General features: G+C 36.7%; 14 protein-coding genes. 2 read left to right on the top strand and 12 right to left on the bottom strand.

Going from position 1 to position 15,984, the window contains the following annotated elements:
• Window positions 1-13: 13 nt before the first annotated feature.
• The 3 genes from ACQ76V_RS07260 to ACQ76V_RS07250 all read right to left on the bottom strand — a co-directional run bounded on the left by ACQ76V_RS07260 (window position 14) and on the right by ACQ76V_RS07250 (window position 6,874).
• The gene (locus ACQ76V_RS07260; RefSeq protein WP_440999823.1) at window positions 14-3,598 is read right to left on the bottom strand and encodes a type IIG restriction enzyme/methyltransferase; all 3,585 of its coding nucleotides are present in this window, start codon (window positions 3,596-3,598) and stop codon (window positions 14-16) included.
• A gap of 305 nt (window positions 3,599-3,903) precedes the next feature.
• Entirely contained in the window at window positions 3,904-5,457 is a 1,554-nt protein-coding gene (locus ACQ76V_RS07255) for an LA2681 family HEPN domain-containing protein (RefSeq protein ID WP_440999822.1), read from the bottom strand.
• A gap of 58 nt (window positions 5,458-5,515) precedes the next feature.
• Entirely contained in the window at window positions 5,516-6,874 is a 1,359-nt protein-coding gene (locus tag ACQ76V_RS07250; protein ID WP_440999821.1) for a Y-family DNA polymerase, read from the bottom strand.
• Window positions 6,875-6,964: 90 nt separating this feature from the next.
• Between ACQ76V_RS07250 and ACQ76V_RS07245 the strand changes: the two genes are divergently transcribed.
• Together ACQ76V_RS07245 and ACQ76V_RS07240 are read left to right on the top strand one after the other, a co-directional pair.
• Entirely contained in the window at window positions 6,965-7,663 is a 699-nt protein-coding gene (locus ACQ76V_RS07245) for an SOS response-associated peptidase (RefSeq protein WP_440999820.1), read from the top strand.
• A complete protein-coding gene (locus tag ACQ76V_RS07240; RefSeq protein WP_440999819.1) occupies window positions 7,650-7,961 on the top strand; it encodes a hypothetical protein in 312 nt (103 codons plus the stop codon). The genes ACQ76V_RS07245 and ACQ76V_RS07240 overlap by 14 nt, the downstream gene beginning before the upstream one ends.
• On the opposite strand, the gene ACQ76V_RS07235 is transcribed toward ACQ76V_RS07240, so the two are convergent.
• From ACQ76V_RS07235 to ACQ76V_RS07195, 9 genes are all read right to left on the bottom strand, one after another.
• Window positions 7,958-8,608, bottom strand: coding sequence for a LexA family protein (locus tag ACQ76V_RS07235; protein ID WP_440999818.1), 651 nt, complete (start codon window positions 8,606-8,608; stop codon window positions 7,958-7,960). The genes ACQ76V_RS07240 and ACQ76V_RS07235 overlap by 4 nt on opposite strands.
• 102 nt (window positions 8,609-8,710) lie before the next feature.
• Window positions 8,711-8,956: a DUF6429 family protein gene (locus ACQ76V_RS07230; RefSeq protein ID WP_440999817.1), complete on the bottom strand. Its 246-nt coding sequence runs from the start codon at window positions 8,954-8,956 to the stop codon at window positions 8,711-8,713.
• A gap of 135 nt (window positions 8,957-9,091) precedes the next feature.
• The gene (locus ACQ76V_RS07225; RefSeq protein WP_440999816.1) at window positions 9,092-10,033 is read right to left on the bottom strand and encodes a DUF4062 domain-containing protein; all 942 of its coding nucleotides are present in this window, start codon (window positions 10,031-10,033) and stop codon (window positions 9,092-9,094) included.
• 146 nt (window positions 10,034-10,179) lie between these two features.
• Window positions 10,180-11,139 carry a hypothetical protein gene (locus ACQ76V_RS07220; protein WP_440999815.1) on the bottom strand — a complete coding sequence of 320 codons (960 nt, stop codon included), beginning with the start codon at window positions 11,137-11,139 and terminating at the stop codon, window positions 10,180-10,182.
• Between the two features lie 146 nt (window positions 11,140-11,285).
• Entirely contained in the window at window positions 11,286-12,080 is a 795-nt protein-coding gene (locus ACQ76V_RS07215; RefSeq protein ID WP_440999814.1) for a hypothetical protein, read from the bottom strand.
• A 46-nt stretch (window positions 12,081-12,126) separates the two neighbouring features.
• The gene (locus ACQ76V_RS07210) at window positions 12,127-13,482 is read right to left on the bottom strand and encodes a hypothetical protein (protein ID WP_440999813.1); all 1,356 of its coding nucleotides are present in this window, start codon (window positions 13,480-13,482) and stop codon (window positions 12,127-12,129) included.
• A 153-nt stretch (window positions 13,483-13,635) separates the two neighbouring features.
• Window positions 13,636-14,739 (bottom strand): DUF3800 domain-containing protein, encoded by a 1,104-nt coding sequence (locus tag ACQ76V_RS07205; RefSeq protein ID WP_440999812.1) that lies wholly within the window; start codon window positions 14,737-14,739, stop codon window positions 13,636-13,638.
• 148 nt (window positions 14,740-14,887) lie between these two features.
• Complete coding sequence (locus ACQ76V_RS07200) at window positions 14,888-15,364, bottom strand: hypothetical protein (protein ID WP_440999811.1); 477 nt, start codon at window positions 15,362-15,364, stop codon at window positions 14,888-14,890.
• 12 nt (window positions 15,365-15,376) lie between these two features.
• On the bottom strand, window positions 15,377-15,853 hold the full coding sequence (locus tag ACQ76V_RS07195) for a hypothetical protein (RefSeq protein ID WP_440999810.1): 477 nt from the start codon (window positions 15,851-15,853) through the stop codon (window positions 15,377-15,379).
• Window positions 15,854-15,984 lie beyond the last annotated feature (131 nt).

Below are 15,984 nucleotides of genomic sequence, written 5' to 3'. Positions count from 1 at the left end.
TATTAACTAATACTTACGCCACACTCTCCTCAATAATCTCAATCTCCTCCTCGCTCATACTATACAGCTCATACACAAGTTCATTAATCTCTTTCTCCAGATCACTAATATCGGCATCGGGATTATCCTCTTTGGTGGTAAGAATTTGATCAGCCGCATTAATTATTGCTTCCTCTGTATCGGAAGGTGCTTTTTTAATAGGTAATTCTTTCAAATCTGTTAATAGAATTTGAGGAAAGGCTTGCTCATTTGTCAACTTTGAAGCCTTAATTATATAGGTATACAAGGACGAGTTAAGTAGCCCAAATAAATAAAGGTTTGGAAAGTTATCATCAGTTGACCAACAGGAATATAGTGTACTTTCAGTCAAAGCTGGCTCTTCCAAAAATGCACTACACAATGAATCACCTGTTCTCCTAATTAAAATTCTTGGGTGAGTCTTGTATTTTCTTCGAACTTTAGTTCCCCCCACTATTTCAAGGTCTTCATAATTAGTATAAAACTCATTTGTTATTTGCCATTTGTTAATACAATTACCTAAAAGAAATTTATCAGAAAGATCTTCATTTTTCTCATTATATAGTACGGAATCTCGATCTTTTACTACCATTCCCTTAAATAAAAAGGCAACATCATTAAGCAAATATTCTGAGTCACTTATCTTCTTTAAAATTGTGTCAACATCATCTTCTTTTATATCAAGTTGTTGGTTTTTATCGAACTCATAATATTCAGTTTCAGCATTGTCATTATATTTAGTTAGTTCAAAAATCAAATTTCCAGTCGTTGCTTCTTCAAATATCATACCTTCAATAAAAGTTATTCTCTTTATTGTACCAGAGCTTTCCATAACATCGACACAATCACTATAGCTTCTGGTCTGAAAAAGTCCTTCAGGGACTATCATTGACAACCACCCTGTTGAATGAAGTATATCAATAGAAAACTCAACAAAAAGAGTAAATAAGTTCTTCGAATTTGATTTTTTAATAGATTTAAATTCCTTCTTTAAATATTCCATCATTTCTGATGGTAAAACATTTCTCGTTAAGTTCTTATACGGTGGATTCCCAATCACCACATCAAAACCTTTAAAAGCGCCTTCCTCATCAAGCACCTCTGGGAACTCAAAGCGCCACTCAAAGGCATTATTATATATTACACCGCTTTCTTCTTCCTCTTTCTGTTTTTCCAGTTTTTTTACTTTTTTCTTCTGCTTTTTGATTTCTTTTTTAGTGAACTTTTTGTCTCCAAACAGATCGGCATTTTGCATAAGCTCCAGACGTCCACGCTGCTTTGAAAGCTTTTTATTAATGGGCCGGTTATTGGTTAATGTGGTACTATACTCCTCTTTTATATCATCGATAAGATTCTGCAACCGCTGCTTTTCAGCTCGGTCCCCCGAGTGTTTATAATTCTGAACTGCCTCTTTATAATCCTCTAAAGAATGATCACTATCTTTAAATACCGAACTCAGATCACTACCCAACTCGAACCGGTTTACCAGAGAGTTTCCCGTTTTAATATTTATATCAATATTGGGGAGTACTTCCAGCTCTCGATAGTTACTGCCTTGGGTATAATAGGTGTTCTTTAGCAGCTCAATCCATAGTCGCAGGCGACATATCTTTACCGAGTTGGGATTAATATCTACCCCAAAAAGGCAGTTCTCTATAATATGGCGCTTTTCATGAAACAGGGCTTTTTGGATGCGCTGACGATCAGATGCAATATTTCGTTTAGCCAGGGTCTTACCATGCCAGGTGGTAGAAACATCATATTCAAAAAGTTCTTCGTTACCCCAAGTTACAATCAGCTCGTCATTTTCGATCTCTATATTCACGTGGTGGAACAACTTTCCATCCCTGTCACACAGAATACCCAAGTCCGACTTAATAGCCAGCAACTCATTCAAACATGACACTAAAAAGTGACCGGATCCTACAGCAGGATCACAAATAGTGATGCTGTTTACAATCTCATTAGCCTTTTCTATATCTTCTTGCTTTCTCCCTATACGGTTATACACATCGGTAAAGGTCAGATCCTCTTCATTCCAGTATTCACTAAACTTATCGATAACCGCTTTTCGCAGCGTTTCCCGCGCCATATATTCAGTAATAAATCCGGGCGTAAAGTACGAACCATCTTTGTAACCGTTTATTTTTTCAAATATCAGGCCCAGCACCGAAGCATTTATCAACGTCTTTCGCTCTTCTTGAATCTCTTCGCCACCTTCGGCAGCAAAATCATACGCTTCCAAAAATTCAAACAAGTACTGTAAAGTATTAACCTCATCTCCACGCTGGTCAGTCAGAACACTTCGATTATAAACAGGCAGCGTTTTCTTATCATCTAAATTAGAAATGCGAAGTGTTTCATGCTCCAAAGAAGAAGGGTCAAATAACGAACTGTTCAGATAGGGGATATGACCGAATTTCTCATTCACATCTTCTGCACGTTCTGATTCCCTCCGGGCCAAAACCTGGAAAAAGAGTTTGTTTAACTCATCATAACCATCTATTGTTTGGGGATTCAGAAATTTGAAATTTCTATCCTGCCGGTGATATCGATACAGCTGGGCTTCAAGGAGCTTAAGAAATAGAACGCGATTCATCCACGTGATACCAAGTTCCAGAGCAATATTAAAAAGTTGCTCTTCTTTGTCACTACCGTACTTTGTTTTCCGGTCATTCAATCGGCTTAGATGATCTTCGGCCTCAATAATTCGTATCGTATTTTCAATCAGAGAACCCGGTTGTCGGTTTTCTTTACTGGCTCGTTCAATGTATCGGGTACTTCCATCTTTCACCTCCTCCAACCCCAGGATATACAGTAATTCTTGGTAAAACTCTCTGTTTAGGGTATTACTGTCATTGGCAAATGACTCTTTGAGCAAATGAATCGGTGAAAAGAATTTATAGAGAGGGATAAGCTTCTTTTCCTGCTTACTGCCTTCCTTAGCTTCCAATAATTTGCCGTATTCTTGTAGATCCAGATGGAGACCGCGAAGTGTTGTATCTTGTTCCTTAATGAAGTTGGCAATTTCATTGTACATGAAATCTTTATTGGAGGAAACCTTCTGATCAGATTTCCAACTCTTATAGACTTTTTTGAGTGTAGAAGGTTTATAAAAACAACGTTCAAATTCCTGGGCATCAAAGACAAACCAGTTGAATGTATCAGTAACAACTACGTGTTTTAGATCGGTGTTTTCTTCTTCTATTCGTTGTTCTATATAATAAAGTACGGCTTGTTGTAATGCTTTACGGTTGAAATCAGCTTCGGTGATCATATCCTGCTTCTGGGTAGGACTTTTCACCTCAAATAATACACCAACGCTACCTTCGGTATAAATAGCCAGATCAATACGGTCACTAGTATTGATATTGTACTCCTTAAACCCTACTTCCTCAAAAAAGGTATTTAGTGGCTTTTTATAGTGCTCTTCCAGCTCACCTTTCTTTTTAGCACTTTCAATTTTATCCAGTAACTGCCTTAGCTCACCTTTAAAGTTATTAAATGAGGTACGATCAACCGTCTCTTTGAGAAAAGCCTTATTAATGCTTTTTCGTAGTGTTTTCGTCTCTAATTGCATAAAAGCCAACTAATTGGATTAACAAATAAATCTATTTGTATCGTAATAAACTAAATATACTGTAAGTATTCACTTCTAAAATGGTCTTACTATACAGACGTTTTAAACCTAATCATTCAATCGATCAGTGATAAGCAAGAAAATAACACATTACCTGAAAGGGAAACTGACAGAAAAGGAGACAATGGATCTTTGGAAGGAACTCTTGACCCAACCTGAACTTATAGATCTACTGGAGATTGAATTGTTTTTGTATAGATATTTCAAATTATCGAATAACCAAACTAAAGAACTTTAAAATTTACTCAATAACGCAAATGCTCAATTAATTCAGTCAGGGGTAATGGAACTGAAATTGTTGAAGAATCCCTTCCTTTATCTCTAAATTGTTCTTCAACATGAACTGCAAACGAAAGGTACATTATAGCAGCTCTTGATAATTTTAAAATTCTTAGCGTTTTGGCATGCAATTCGGATCTTGATATTGAATATGCCAAATCATCAGACGAATAAGTAGAAGTCATAGCCCCAGCAAATAGATGAACCTTAAGATATTTATGTTCAAGATGGTTTCTTATTTCATTAAGCTTCTGGGCATCGGGTTCTAAACATTCTTTAAACTCTTTGTTATTTTCAAAAAAATCTTTGCTTAACCAATAAAGTCCTCTAAGAGGCCAGTTTTTATTTTGAGCAAATTCATCTCTAAGTCTATCATTTTTATACCAAACAGTACGAAAGCTCACCCTTCTTTCGGGTATTCCTAAGTTGAAGTATTCGTTTATAAAAAAGGCTATTTTATCGAAGGTGGAGTAGGCACTTTCATAGGCAACCTTCATTTTTTCAACCGATAACGAATGACACGAATAATCCAATGTATCATAAAGTAGATTATCCTTATCCGAAAAATGAATCTCATTATTTTTTTCAGTTATGTCTGATTCATAAAATAGATATCTTGCAGATATAAATTCTTGTTTTATAACGTTAAATAAGCCATGGTGAAAAGGATTAGTTTCTATATCAGTAACAATATTGGGTAAATGCAAAATATCTCTAGCAGCAATGGTGTGAGAACCAATATCATTTAAAGGATTTAAAAAAAGATTTTTTTCTAAAACCCACCTTCTATATATTTTTTCACTTTCTGTGTCTCCTAAATCCCAATTATCCAACGTAGATTCTTCTTCCAAAAAGTCCTCATCTAATATTGAGGTAATATGTTTTATGCATTTCTTAAATCCCTTAAGTGCTTCAACCGTGATATTCAGTTTTAATGCTTTATTTAAATGGTCATAAGCTACTTTAAGAAGGATAGCTTTGTGGCCCTTATCATAAACAATTCTTGAATATTGCATTAATCCGTGGCCCAAATTGCCAAGAGCCATTCCAAAATTTTCATCAACTTGGATACATTCATTCCAATATTCGACAGCACCTATTATCCGACCAAGATGGGAGAGATGATTGCCAAGGTTCGTATTAATCTGACAGTAATAATACTTCTCTTTATATCTGTTTTGCTTTAAAAGGTGAAGAGCTTTTCGAAGATTAATAATAATTTTTTCAAATTCTTCGGATTCCCAAGGCCATTTATTCTGCTCCTTTGGATTTTCTATCTTATGCTTATAAGACCATAAATTTCCAATAGTGTAATGAAAATAAGCCTCCTGCACGTCATTTAGTGGTTTATCTTTTATTTGCTCACTCAGTGACAGAGCATGTTTTATACCCTTCAGAGAATTCCTATCATATGAAAAGTCACCTAAGCTACCTATTATTTGAATAGCTTGATCAATATTGTAATCAGACAAAGAGTCAATCTTTCTCAATTCATCAAAATTCAAATTCTCACCACTCATAAGACCCTATATTCTATTTTAAAGGAAGTTTTTAATCTACATAAACTATTTAAGGTATTCACATCGACCGCTCCTTAAAATGCGTATTCCCTTTCACGTCAAATTGAGCAATACCGTGATCAATGGTATCTAATCCAAACCGATTATTAATATAGTCCATAGCCTGGTACATGCGCTGTACTTTAGGATTCTCCTGGAAAAACAGTTCCGCTTGTGTTGTCATATTCAGTTCGGTTGTACCCAGCATAATCGCCCGAAACTTCTTTCCTTGGTCTTTGCAGTAAAACAGCATGGGCAACACTTTCTGCAGACAGTTTCGCAGTACGTATCCATCTAAATTTGTCAGTCCCGGAGCTCGAAACGTAAAGGAGAATCCTTCTTTCTCTTGCCCTTGAAAGCGGACATTTCCAAAATATTTGTCGGACTTCTTGCCGTATCCTCGCAGTCGGTAGCAGACCTGTTTTGTAGCTTTGGCAAACTCTCCGGCCACCTTCCACGGGTCATCGGTCCAGGTAGAAAAGGTATGCCCGTAAGAGACGCGCTCGGGAATATATTCAGTATCATCGCTTACGATTGCTCTGTCCTTCCCAGCCACGGTTTCCCAAAGCATCTTGCCGAAGTATTTTCCAAACAGCTTCTGAAAAAGCGGATAGCCCCGAGCGATAGCTTCACCTATAGTGGTAATGCCTCGGCCTTTGATTTTCGCATACCGCCGACTGCCAATGCCCCAGACTTCATCCACCGTCAGCGGCCATATCTTGTCTTTAATTTCTTCCTCCTCTGCTAATACCGTTAATCCATCCGGTTTCTCCAAATCCGAGGCCAGTTTGGAATAGGTTTTTGAAGTCGATATTCCTACACTGCATCGAAGGTTGGTTTCCTCATAAATAGCTTCCTTCATCGCCCACGCGAATTCAACCAATTGCTCATAAGATTCATCGAGCTTCCACGTAATATCCAGGAAATACTCGTCCATGCTGTAGGCTTCCACGTCTGGGGAAAAAGTGTCCAGAACGCTTTTAATCCGTTTGCTGAATGCCCGGTACTTCTCGTAGTCCACTTGCTTGAAGATTACATGCGGGCAAAGCTTATAGGCTTCTAACGCGCTCATGCCAGTCTTCACGCCCCACGCCCGGGCCTCATAGGAACTGGTCGCCACAATCCCTTTTACCGTCCCGTCCGGCTTGCGCCATCCGCCTACGACCACCGGCATGCCGTACAGGTTATAGCACAACTGTTCGACCTGTGCGTAAAAGGCATTCATATCTACGTGCACATACAGGCGCGGAGAGTTCCCCGGATGCTGCATGTCGGCAGCAATAGTTTGGTACCGAGTGATATTGTGAACATTCTTATTTAGTTGGTAGCGACCGGGATCCGGCAGTTCGGGAAGATGATTAAAATCAGGGGAATTCATATTGACAGCACCAGTAAAAAGAAGCTATATTATATATGTGTGTTTACACATATATTACAAAGTCGCCAACAATAATCAAACAGGAGTGTTATGTGCGGACGATATTGGAGAGACATCAGATTTCAGGAGGCCTGCAAGGATATGTTCGAGGTTCCGTTCGATATTGACGAGATACTGCCGAACTTTAACGTGGCACCGACTACGCAGAATCCGATCATTTTGCAACGCAATGGAGAGCGAAGCATGGAGATGTTTCGCTGGGGATTGGTTCCACCCTATGAAAAAGAAGGAAAACCGAAGTATCCATACATCAATGCCCGGAAGGAGAAAGTAGACTCCCATGGAGCGTACAAGAAATCCTTTCAAAAGTACCGGTGCATTGTACCGGCCTCGGGGTTTTATGAATGGCGTAAAAAGGACGGGAATTCCTATCCCTACGCTTTTCGGCTGAAAGACAGCGAAATCGTCCCCTTCGCGGGCCTGTATTATGTTTGGGAATCAGAAGATGGAAGCAAGACCATTCCATCGTTTACGATTATCACTACCGATAACAACGAAACCGTCGGAGAGGTCCACAACAGCAAGCCACGCATGCCGGTAATTCTAACTTTAGAAGATTTTGACTGGTGGCTGGATCCGGAGAATCAGAATACCAAAGTCATTAAAGAATCGGGGGTATTTGAACCGTATCCCGACGATGGCATGTACCGGTATCCGGTTTCACAAAAAGTGAATTCTGTACGCAATAATGATCCGGAGCTAATCGAAGAGGTCGATGAGTGGGAATAGTTCAAATAGCACGAAAGAGCCTGAACCGCTGATTGTCATTACAACGGTGGCTTCCTTTGCCGACAAGCAAAACGGAATAACCAAACGCCTGCAGCCAATTCGCATCAAGCGCCAAAACGGACAGGTCCACCACGTCCAGAAGATCCGCAAATGCCACGAAGAGCCGGTCGGCCATGGTCACAAGCAGATTCATATCACGCTCCAAACCAAAGATGACCGCTACCTGGATATTGTCTTTGACACTCGAAAGGTAGGCTGGTATTTAGTCTATGAGGAAGCGGGCATGCTGTTGGATTAATTGTAGGAGGCTTTCACCAGTCCATCTTCGCTGATATGCCCCAAGTACTTGCCCAACACGCGAACCTCTTCAAATTCCCCAGGCTCGATGATGATATCGTCATGATCGGGGTTGGCCGGTTCCAGGCGAACACCATCACTTCGCATATGCGCTCGCTTTAGGGTTGTATTCCCATCATACAATACGGCACCTACTTCCCCATCTCTGAGTTCCGTTTTGGATAGAATAACCTTGTCTCCAGTTGAGATCCCTAAGTCTTTCATGCTATCGCCTTTTACCCGAAGTCCAAATACGTTGGAGGCATTGGGAAAGAAATCACCAATCGTAATGTGACCTAAATCGGCTTCTATGGCTTCTTCCATTGTGCCCGCAGTGATCTCTCCTAAGATCGGTATTGAACGACTCCCTTGCTCCTCATCCCGGGTCATCCAAACATCAGTCGGATTTGTAAAGGTATAATTTCCCTGGCTATCCTTTTTAAGAAACTGTTTGCTTACAAGGGCATTATAATACTGTGTTATGCTGTTTTCCGAACTAAAACCAAGGCGGCCAGCCAATTCTTTATACGTCGGCCAGCGAAAGTGCTTGCGGACATAAGTTATCAGCGTATCGTAAAACTGCTGTTGTTTATTAGTAAGTTTGCCCATAGTTATTTATGTGTGTTCGCACATAAATTAAGGGGTTTATATCAGACAGGCAATCACCAAGGCTGGATTAGTCAAAACAAACCTATTTATTACGATTGATAGTTAATTAGCGTTTTCCATCCCGAAATATTGGTCAAACAATGCTTTGGAACGCTTTTCTCCTTCTTCCGTTACTATAACAGATTTCGCTTTGCTTTTCGGATTGCCAATAAATCCTTTTTCGTAGAGTCGGTTCAGGTGTTCCCAGCTTTGTCCCTTCCAAGCCCGAGTCTCAGATTTTTCATTAAAAGTTGTTAGCCACAATAACGCAAGTACTATCTCATCAACTTTTTCTTTGTCGTAATCCATTGCCGATTATAATTCGTGTAATTACATACTTTTTAATAAAGTAAAGCCAATCTTTTGATAAATATTCTTAGAAAGTAGCTTTGATCTATTTAAGCAGATAGAGGTATAACCGAATTATGGCCCGGGATAAATATTTTAGATTACCTCATTTAAAGAGAGGATAAGAGTACCCTCTCTTTCATTTACTTCCTTTTGCATCAAAGGATTGACTGCAATTGTTGTCATTAAGGACGAATAACCTTTTTCTTCCCTTACAAAATAGGCTCTAAATTTATTGATTGTATTTTCGGTGAATAAAAGATTTGTATAAATATCAATCTCTTTCCCGATTATGTCTTTTACCTTTTTAAATTGCTCATGATTGACTAAAATTTTATCTAGCTTATTACCATTTTCGGGAGCTCTTACTTCTAAGTTCATTATGACAGTACTACCGTAATTTTTATTGAAAGAATTGCAAATATCTTTAGAAGCTGGATAGTAATTGGAATCAAATTTTACTCTAAGTTTTATTTCTTGACCTGATCTAGACTTTGGGAATAGAAAAAATTCGTCTATTACTTTTTTAGAGAATTGTATTTCATCTTTCAGCTCATGTGATTCTGTTTTAATTTCAAGCAATTCATCAAACTTTCTTTCTAATTTTTTAACTAAATCATTTTCGTTAACAAAAAAATCAACAGTATGTGACTTCTTTAGCTTATCCTTAAACGATTTAAGTTTAACATGCTTGTTTTCTTTATCAACTAGATTGGGGGACACTTTCGCATTTTCTTCGTCGATTAGGTAAATTAATATTTCTTTTCCTTTTTCAACTGCTCTTTCATATTCAAGTTGTGTATATGATTTGCCCTTATCTTCATTTATTGAACCTAAGCGAACCCCAACTAAACCAACATAGATATCAGATTGATCTACCTCAGAAAGACAAGTTTCAAGTGGTGATTCCGTTCTAGCACCAAAATCTTCCATACCCTTGATGTCAACATCATAATTGGAATTTAAAAGTTCCCATACTTCAGAACGATAATCCTTCAGATCAAGATAAGTTGATGATATAAAAACAGTTTTCTTCATAATGATTTATCTTAAAATACCTAGCAACCTATCGCATAAGGGTAGGCTAAATTTTGATCTATTAAATAATGAACGATGAGCTAAAAAGCCAAAAGAAGGCAGGAGAGGGCAAGGCACGGCCCAATAAAGGCAGGTTATACCAAAATTTAACTGTCTTGCATTTTTGCTTCTGATGGTAATGTTGCTCGAATAGTTGCTTTGAGTTCTTCTGCTGCATCATCCAATTTGTCCATTTCATAAATCACTGTGTAGTGATGATTAGTATCAAAATGGGTTTGAAAGTTTTCAAAATGTGTCTTTTCACAAAGATAAATTACAGGCTTGCTTAAACCTTCTGCAAAACCAGCTTCCCAGTATGCACCAAGATTGTCATTTGTTAAATCAGCAAGTAAAAAACGAGCATTTCTGATTTCTGCTCTCAATCTGTTATCAATTAATCCTGCTTTAGGAATATCTTGTAAATTGAACAACTTGAATCCCGTTTTAGCTACAGCTCCCTTAAAGCATTCTTCATAAGCTTTTTCAATATTGGTATCACCAAATTCCATAGCCATGAATGCAGCAGTAGAATCTGTAAGCTCTTTTCGTAAGTCTTCGTATTTAGACCACCCTTGGAATGTTATAGAAATACTTCCTTTATTAAATTTATTTTCAGCACCAGGTTTAAAATCTATGATTGAATCTACCAAGTTTTTTGACTTCAGATAGTTTACTATGTATGACAGTTCATTTTCACCACTAGCACCGATTTTGGCAATATATTCTAACTTCTTTCCAGGTGTTAACACTAATTGTTTGTGCGGCTTTGTAAGATCATGACCAACTAATAAAAGTAATTTTTCGGCTTTTCCTTGTGGTGAGGGTAACTCCGTATCTTCAATTATTGCTTTTACTAATTTATCATCTAGATGAAGTTCTTCTTTTCTGTTCTGATTATTTCTTATCCAGTAACTTAAAAGAATGCTATGCTCATTTAGCGAATCAATATATCTCCGGATATCTTTCTCCCATTCAAAGCTACCACATTTAAGGCAATCTACTTCTAAGTATCTGCCCATATCTTTCTTTTGAACTTTAGCATCTCTCCGACAAACTGGACATTTCATATAATTGATAAATTAATTTTGGTATAACGACATTGCACATAACCGGAAGGCGTAGAATGTCGGGACAATTATCAAATGAAAGATTAACTAATATATGAAAGGGAGGCAAGGAGATGGCGAGGCCTGTTGTTAAAGGGGTTAAGTTGCTAATTATACTTACCAAACTTTTTAGGTAATTCTATATCCTTATAACATTCTAACTCGACAGTCCTTGATAAAAACCAATCTAAAGCTGTATTGGCTTCTCCATGTGCCCAAAGAAATAATTCAACACCAAAAGCTGATGGAGTAAATACAAAACTTCTATTCTTTATATCTGTCTTCTCTGGTTCAGAATAGTAGGATAGCAAATCTTTTGGTTTCCCAAAGGCAAAATCTTCAATGAGTGTTTCTCTATTTAAGCCAAAAGCAGAATGTTGAAGTATAGTTTCAAATTGTTGCGACGAAGATATGTTAAAAGAATTTTCTAAAGAGAAGAGATCAATATACAGCCTTAATTTCCGCCTATGTTCTTGAGAAGCAATGTTCAGACGTTTATCAAGAAACTCCTTACGTAATAAATTATATAGAATAAAATGAAGGTGTAATTGATAACTACTCAATTTTGTAATTAAAGAAATAAAAGAGGTCCCTCGATCATCATTTTTAAATTTAGATCTAGAAGCAGCTAATACTCCACCAAAGTATTGAGCTGATAATTCATCCTCTACAAATGAACCTTCTTCTAATACTCCTTTGAGGACTCTTGGAGGAACTCGACCATCTTCATCAATTCTCTCACCTAATTGCTTATGAGCAACGTTAAAAATTCTTTTGACATTATTAACTCTCTTTTCTGCTAAGTCTTTTAGACCCTCTCCCATATATTCTACTGTAGGCCCAAGAAGTTTTTCTACTAATTTAGCTGATCCAAAAACTGCTAAACCTGTGCCTAAATCCATGATTTGCTAATTATATTTATCAAACTTTTAGATAATATTATTTCTTTCAATTAATTGTAGAAATTGATCCGTCAGAATTAATTTGAATTATAAAAATATCTGATTCACCATTATTCATTTGTTCAAAATCCTCATCATTTGAACGAGTGTCACCTGTCAAAATATACTCACCACTTGAATTTTCTATTACGGAGTAACCCGTTTCGCTATCACTACCTCCATAAGTTTTAATCCATTCCTTGTTTCCCGTTTCAGATAATTTTAAGGCAAAAATATCATCTGACCATTCATCTTTTATTCCATCAAAATCTCCGTCTGTTGATTTGGTATATCCAGTAACTAAATAGTTGTTATCACTAAGACTAATAATTGAATGGCCAAATTCTTCATTACTACCACCTAAACTTTTAACCCATTCAGTTTCACCATTTTGGCTTACCTTGATTACAAAAATATCGAATCCTCCATTATTGATATTCTCAAAATCACCATCATTGGAATCAGTGTATCCAGTTATAAGATAACTATTATCATTTCCTTCTGCTGTTGACAAGCCATACTCATGCCCACTACCACCGAATGTTCTTAACCATTCAGTTTCTCCTAAAGAATTTAATTTTATTAAAACTATATCTCTATCTCCCTGATTCAATCCATCGAAATCACCATCATTCGATGTAGAAAAGCCTGTAAGAATTAACCCTCCATCAGAAGTTTTATTGATTCCTCTTCCACTTTGATTACCGCTACCACTAAATGTTTTAATCCATTCTATTTGCCCAGTAGAGTTTACCTGCATGACGAAAATACTCCAACTTTGATTATTATAACCCTCAAAATCTCCATCAGTTGAACTAGAATGACCAGTCAAGACATAATCACCTTCGTTTGTCTGAGTTAAAGTATGCTCTTCGCCCCAATCAGTACTACTACCACCATAAGTTTTTATCCATTCAGTTTCTCCTGAAGCACTAAGTTTAATTAGAAATCTATCTCTGTCACCTTCATTCATGTTGGCAAAATCTTTGTCATTGGATGTTGTCATTCCTGATAAAACAAAACCCTTATCATTTGTTTGGATCACAGAATTCCCTCTATCAATTCCACTTCCACCAAAAGTTTTTATCCACTCAGTTTCTCCAGAGGCACTTACTTTCATCGTAAAAATCATGTCACCAGAAGAATTAGTGTTACTAAAATCTCCATCTGAAGACTCTGTTTTTCCAACTGCCACATAACCTCCATCATTTGTCTGAACAATAGATTTTGCATATTCCAATTCACTTCCACCATATGTGTTAATCCATTTAAGATCTTTTTCTGATGGAGAGCTATCTGTACCACATGAATAAGTAAAAATTGATATCAGAGTTATTAAAAGAAAGAGGGATATATTCTTCATTGTTATTAAATCTAATTCGAATTGTTAAGTAACCTAACGACATTCCGCATAAGGGGAGCACGTACAGGTATTAATTCAATTTCCAGTTTACTATTTGAGGCAAAGAAAACAAAACGGGCTAGAGAGGCGAGGTGTTTCCGAGTTAAAGGCGGGTTAGGCATTTAGCATATCGAGAACATCTTTTAACTCTTGATCCATGCCAGGTTCTACATCTGGGAGATTCGGATTTGCTTTAATTATTTTGATAGATTTTTTCATTCTCTTCAAAATTGGCAATGCTTGACTACTACCGAAATCAATGTATTCGTAAACATCATTCATTTTGGTAGGTAGCTTTAATCCTTTTCTAGTACCACTAATTACTTGTCCTTCTTCTCTGAGGGGAGCAGTTACTTTTTGGTTAAATTCTTCTGAAGAATAAGAGACATCAAATTTTTCAAGCCAAGTAATAATTTCATCTCGATAAACATAAGCTTCAGGATCTAATAGTGCTGTATAGAACAAATATTCTAAAGACTTAATCTTGCCAACGTCCTTTGAATTGGTACTTTCAAGATATCTCTTTGTTTCCTTAACGAAATAGTCTACATATTTATCACTGCCAGAAAACAATTCAGTATTTAAATATTTTCCACCATCTGGAATTACAATGCTCGAATTCCAAACAGATTTGAAATGAGCTAAAAGCTCAGCTTTTTCTAATTCTATAAAGTCACCTTTTAAGATTTTTCTAAGAGTTCCGCTAAAGAAATCAGCTATTTGTATTAGTTCTTCATTTTCAGTGTTACCAATAGTGATATCTGGCTCAAATAATTCTTTTTGTAAATGTTTGACTAAGTATTCTTCAAGCGATTCTTGATATTCCTCAGAGCCAAATTGATCTAATGAAACTGATGTATTACGGAATAATCTATAAATTTCGTGATGAAGTAATCTCTGGATGTACTTAAAAAATGTTTTTTTATAGCGAAACCAATCCCCCTCAAGTTCTTTTTTCTTAACCCAGATAGAAAGACAACTAAACTTTAATTCTGAAAGATCAGCAATTATTTCTTTTCGTCTCTCAAAATTATTACCAACTTTTGAAGATTTAAGCTCTTTAAAACCAAATTTACGTTTGACCTCTTGCAGCTTATTGCGAGCATTACTTACTTCCTCTTTATCAAATACTATAGCACCTACAAAAAAATGATCAGAAGCTGATTCGTGAAAGTTTGGATCTCCTGATTCATCTATAAAGGCAAAATATTCTTTCATTTATTTTAACTCTTGATTTGGCTAAATGCCTAACGACATTGCGCACGAAAAAATGTTGAGTTGTTAAATAATGAACGAGAAACTAAAAAACCAGAAAGTGTCAGGAGAGGGCGAGTTGCGCCCCCTTAAAGGCGGGTTATGCCCACAATTAGTTTCTTTTGTACAAAATTTCTTGGTGTGGATAAGATGAAACAATTTCATTCATTTTATCCCATGATTTGCCAATGTTGTTGAAGAGATTATTGGTATTATAAATTTCATAATCTGTACCAATACCCATATTTCCGTTACCACTGACAATTATCATAGTTGTACTATCAGATCGGATAGAAACATTCATAGAAAAAGCGTAACTACTTGCAGCATTGCCGTAATCTTGAAGATCAGTTTTGAGAGTTAATAAATTGTCATCAGTATTTTCAAATCCGAAATTATGGTCAGATAGATGCTGTGCAAATTCTTTATAGGCTTTTTCAGGAGTTTCATTAACTACCAATAAAATTTTATCAGCTTTTCCCATCATTTCTTTTGATGGTCCTGCTGAGGACATTTCAGAAGTTGTAGCACAACTACTTATTAGTGATATAAAAAGTACAACTGTAACTGATTTTACAAGAGAATACATATTTTTGGTGGATTAGTTGGTTTGAAAACTTAATGAGTCTCCAAGTGAATTAGCTACCTGATACATTTCTTTCCAAGCATTACGCGCTGGCGAACTGTTTTGTCCAAATTTCTTAATTGTTTGACCAGTTTCAGTATCTTCATTTTCAAGGGTTTTCCACCAACCTCTGATGGCAATTTTAGAATTAGATTCATTTTGTATATTTGCACCAATACGTACAAAAGTATTGTCAACGCCCCATCTTTGTGAAACACCCGTAAATTCTGTTGAAATAGTTTTTAAAGTTTCGTCAGTTGACCGAAAAGTATAGCCACGAGTTTGTAACGTCTGGGCTACTTTTTTATATGCAGATTTAGCATCTAAATCGGTGTGAACGAAAATGACATTTGTGTTTGAAGGAGCAGAAGAATCACTAATTCCAGCAGTTTGTTGTGAGCCAGCGCAGCTGACTAAAAATATTGATAAACAAATAAAGAATAACTTTTCCATATCTCTTAATTGATTGATGAATTGAAAATTGTGGGTATAACGAAATTGCGCATAACCGGCAGGCGCCGGAATGTTGAATTGGTTTTAAAACGAAAGATTAACTAATAAATGAAAGGGAGGCAAGGGAATGG

The organism is Fodinibius sp. SL11 (genome assembly GCF_052060035.1).
Lineage (GTDB): Bacteria > Bacteroidota > Rhodothermia > Balneolales > Balneolaceae > Fodinibius.
The sequence above is the reverse complement of the archived record's forward strand: the minus strand, read 5'-3'. Positions and strand labels throughout refer to the sequence as shown.

Bases quoted from the DNA above. Each gene is read 5' to 3' on its own strand.
- ACQ76V_RS07260 (WP_440999823.1), bottom strand. From the start codon at position 3,598: ATGCAATTAGAGACGAAAACACTACGAAAAAGCATTAATAAGGCTTTT.
- ACQ76V_RS07255 (WP_440999822.1), bottom strand. From the start codon at position 5,457: ATGAGTGGTGAGAATTTGAATTTTGATGAATTGAGAAAGATTGACTCT.
- ACQ76V_RS07250 (WP_440999821.1), bottom strand. From the start codon at position 6,874: ATGAATTCCCCTGATTTTAATCATCTTCCCGAACTGCCGGATCCCGGT.
- ACQ76V_RS07245 (WP_440999820.1), top strand. From the start codon at position 6,965: ATGTGCGGACGATATTGGAGAGACATCAGATTTCAGGAGGCCTGCAAG.
- ACQ76V_RS07240 (WP_440999819.1), top strand. From the start codon at position 7,650: ATGAGTGGGAATAGTTCAAATAGCACGAAAGAGCCTGAACCGCTGATT.
- ACQ76V_RS07235 (WP_440999818.1), bottom strand. From the start codon at position 8,608: ATGGGCAAACTTACTAATAAACAACAGCAGTTTTACGATACGCTGATA.
- ACQ76V_RS07230 (WP_440999817.1), bottom strand. From the start codon at position 8,956: ATGGATTACGACAAAGAAAAAGTTGATGAGATAGTACTTGCGTTATTG.
- ACQ76V_RS07225 (WP_440999816.1), bottom strand. From the start codon at position 10,033: ATGAAGAAAACTGTTTTTATATCATCAACTTATCTTGATCTGAAGGAT.
- ACQ76V_RS07220 (WP_440999815.1), bottom strand. From the start codon at position 11,139: ATGAAATGTCCAGTTTGTCGGAGAGATGCTAAAGTTCAAAAGAAAGAT.
- ACQ76V_RS07215 (WP_440999814.1), bottom strand. From the start codon at position 12,080: ATGGATTTAGGCACAGGTTTAGCAGTTTTTGGATCAGCTAAATTAGTA.
- ACQ76V_RS07210 (WP_440999813.1), bottom strand. From the start codon at position 13,482: ATGAAGAATATATCCCTCTTTCTTTTAATAACTCTGATATCAATTTTT.
- ACQ76V_RS07205 (WP_440999812.1), bottom strand. From the start codon at position 14,739: ATGAAAGAATATTTTGCCTTTATAGATGAATCAGGAGATCCAAACTTT.
- ACQ76V_RS07200 (WP_440999811.1), bottom strand. From the start codon at position 15,364: ATGTATTCTCTTGTAAAATCAGTTACAGTTGTACTTTTTATATCACTA.
- ACQ76V_RS07195 (WP_440999810.1), bottom strand. From the start codon at position 15,853: ATGGAAAAGTTATTCTTTATTTGTTTATCAATATTTTTAGTCAGCTGC.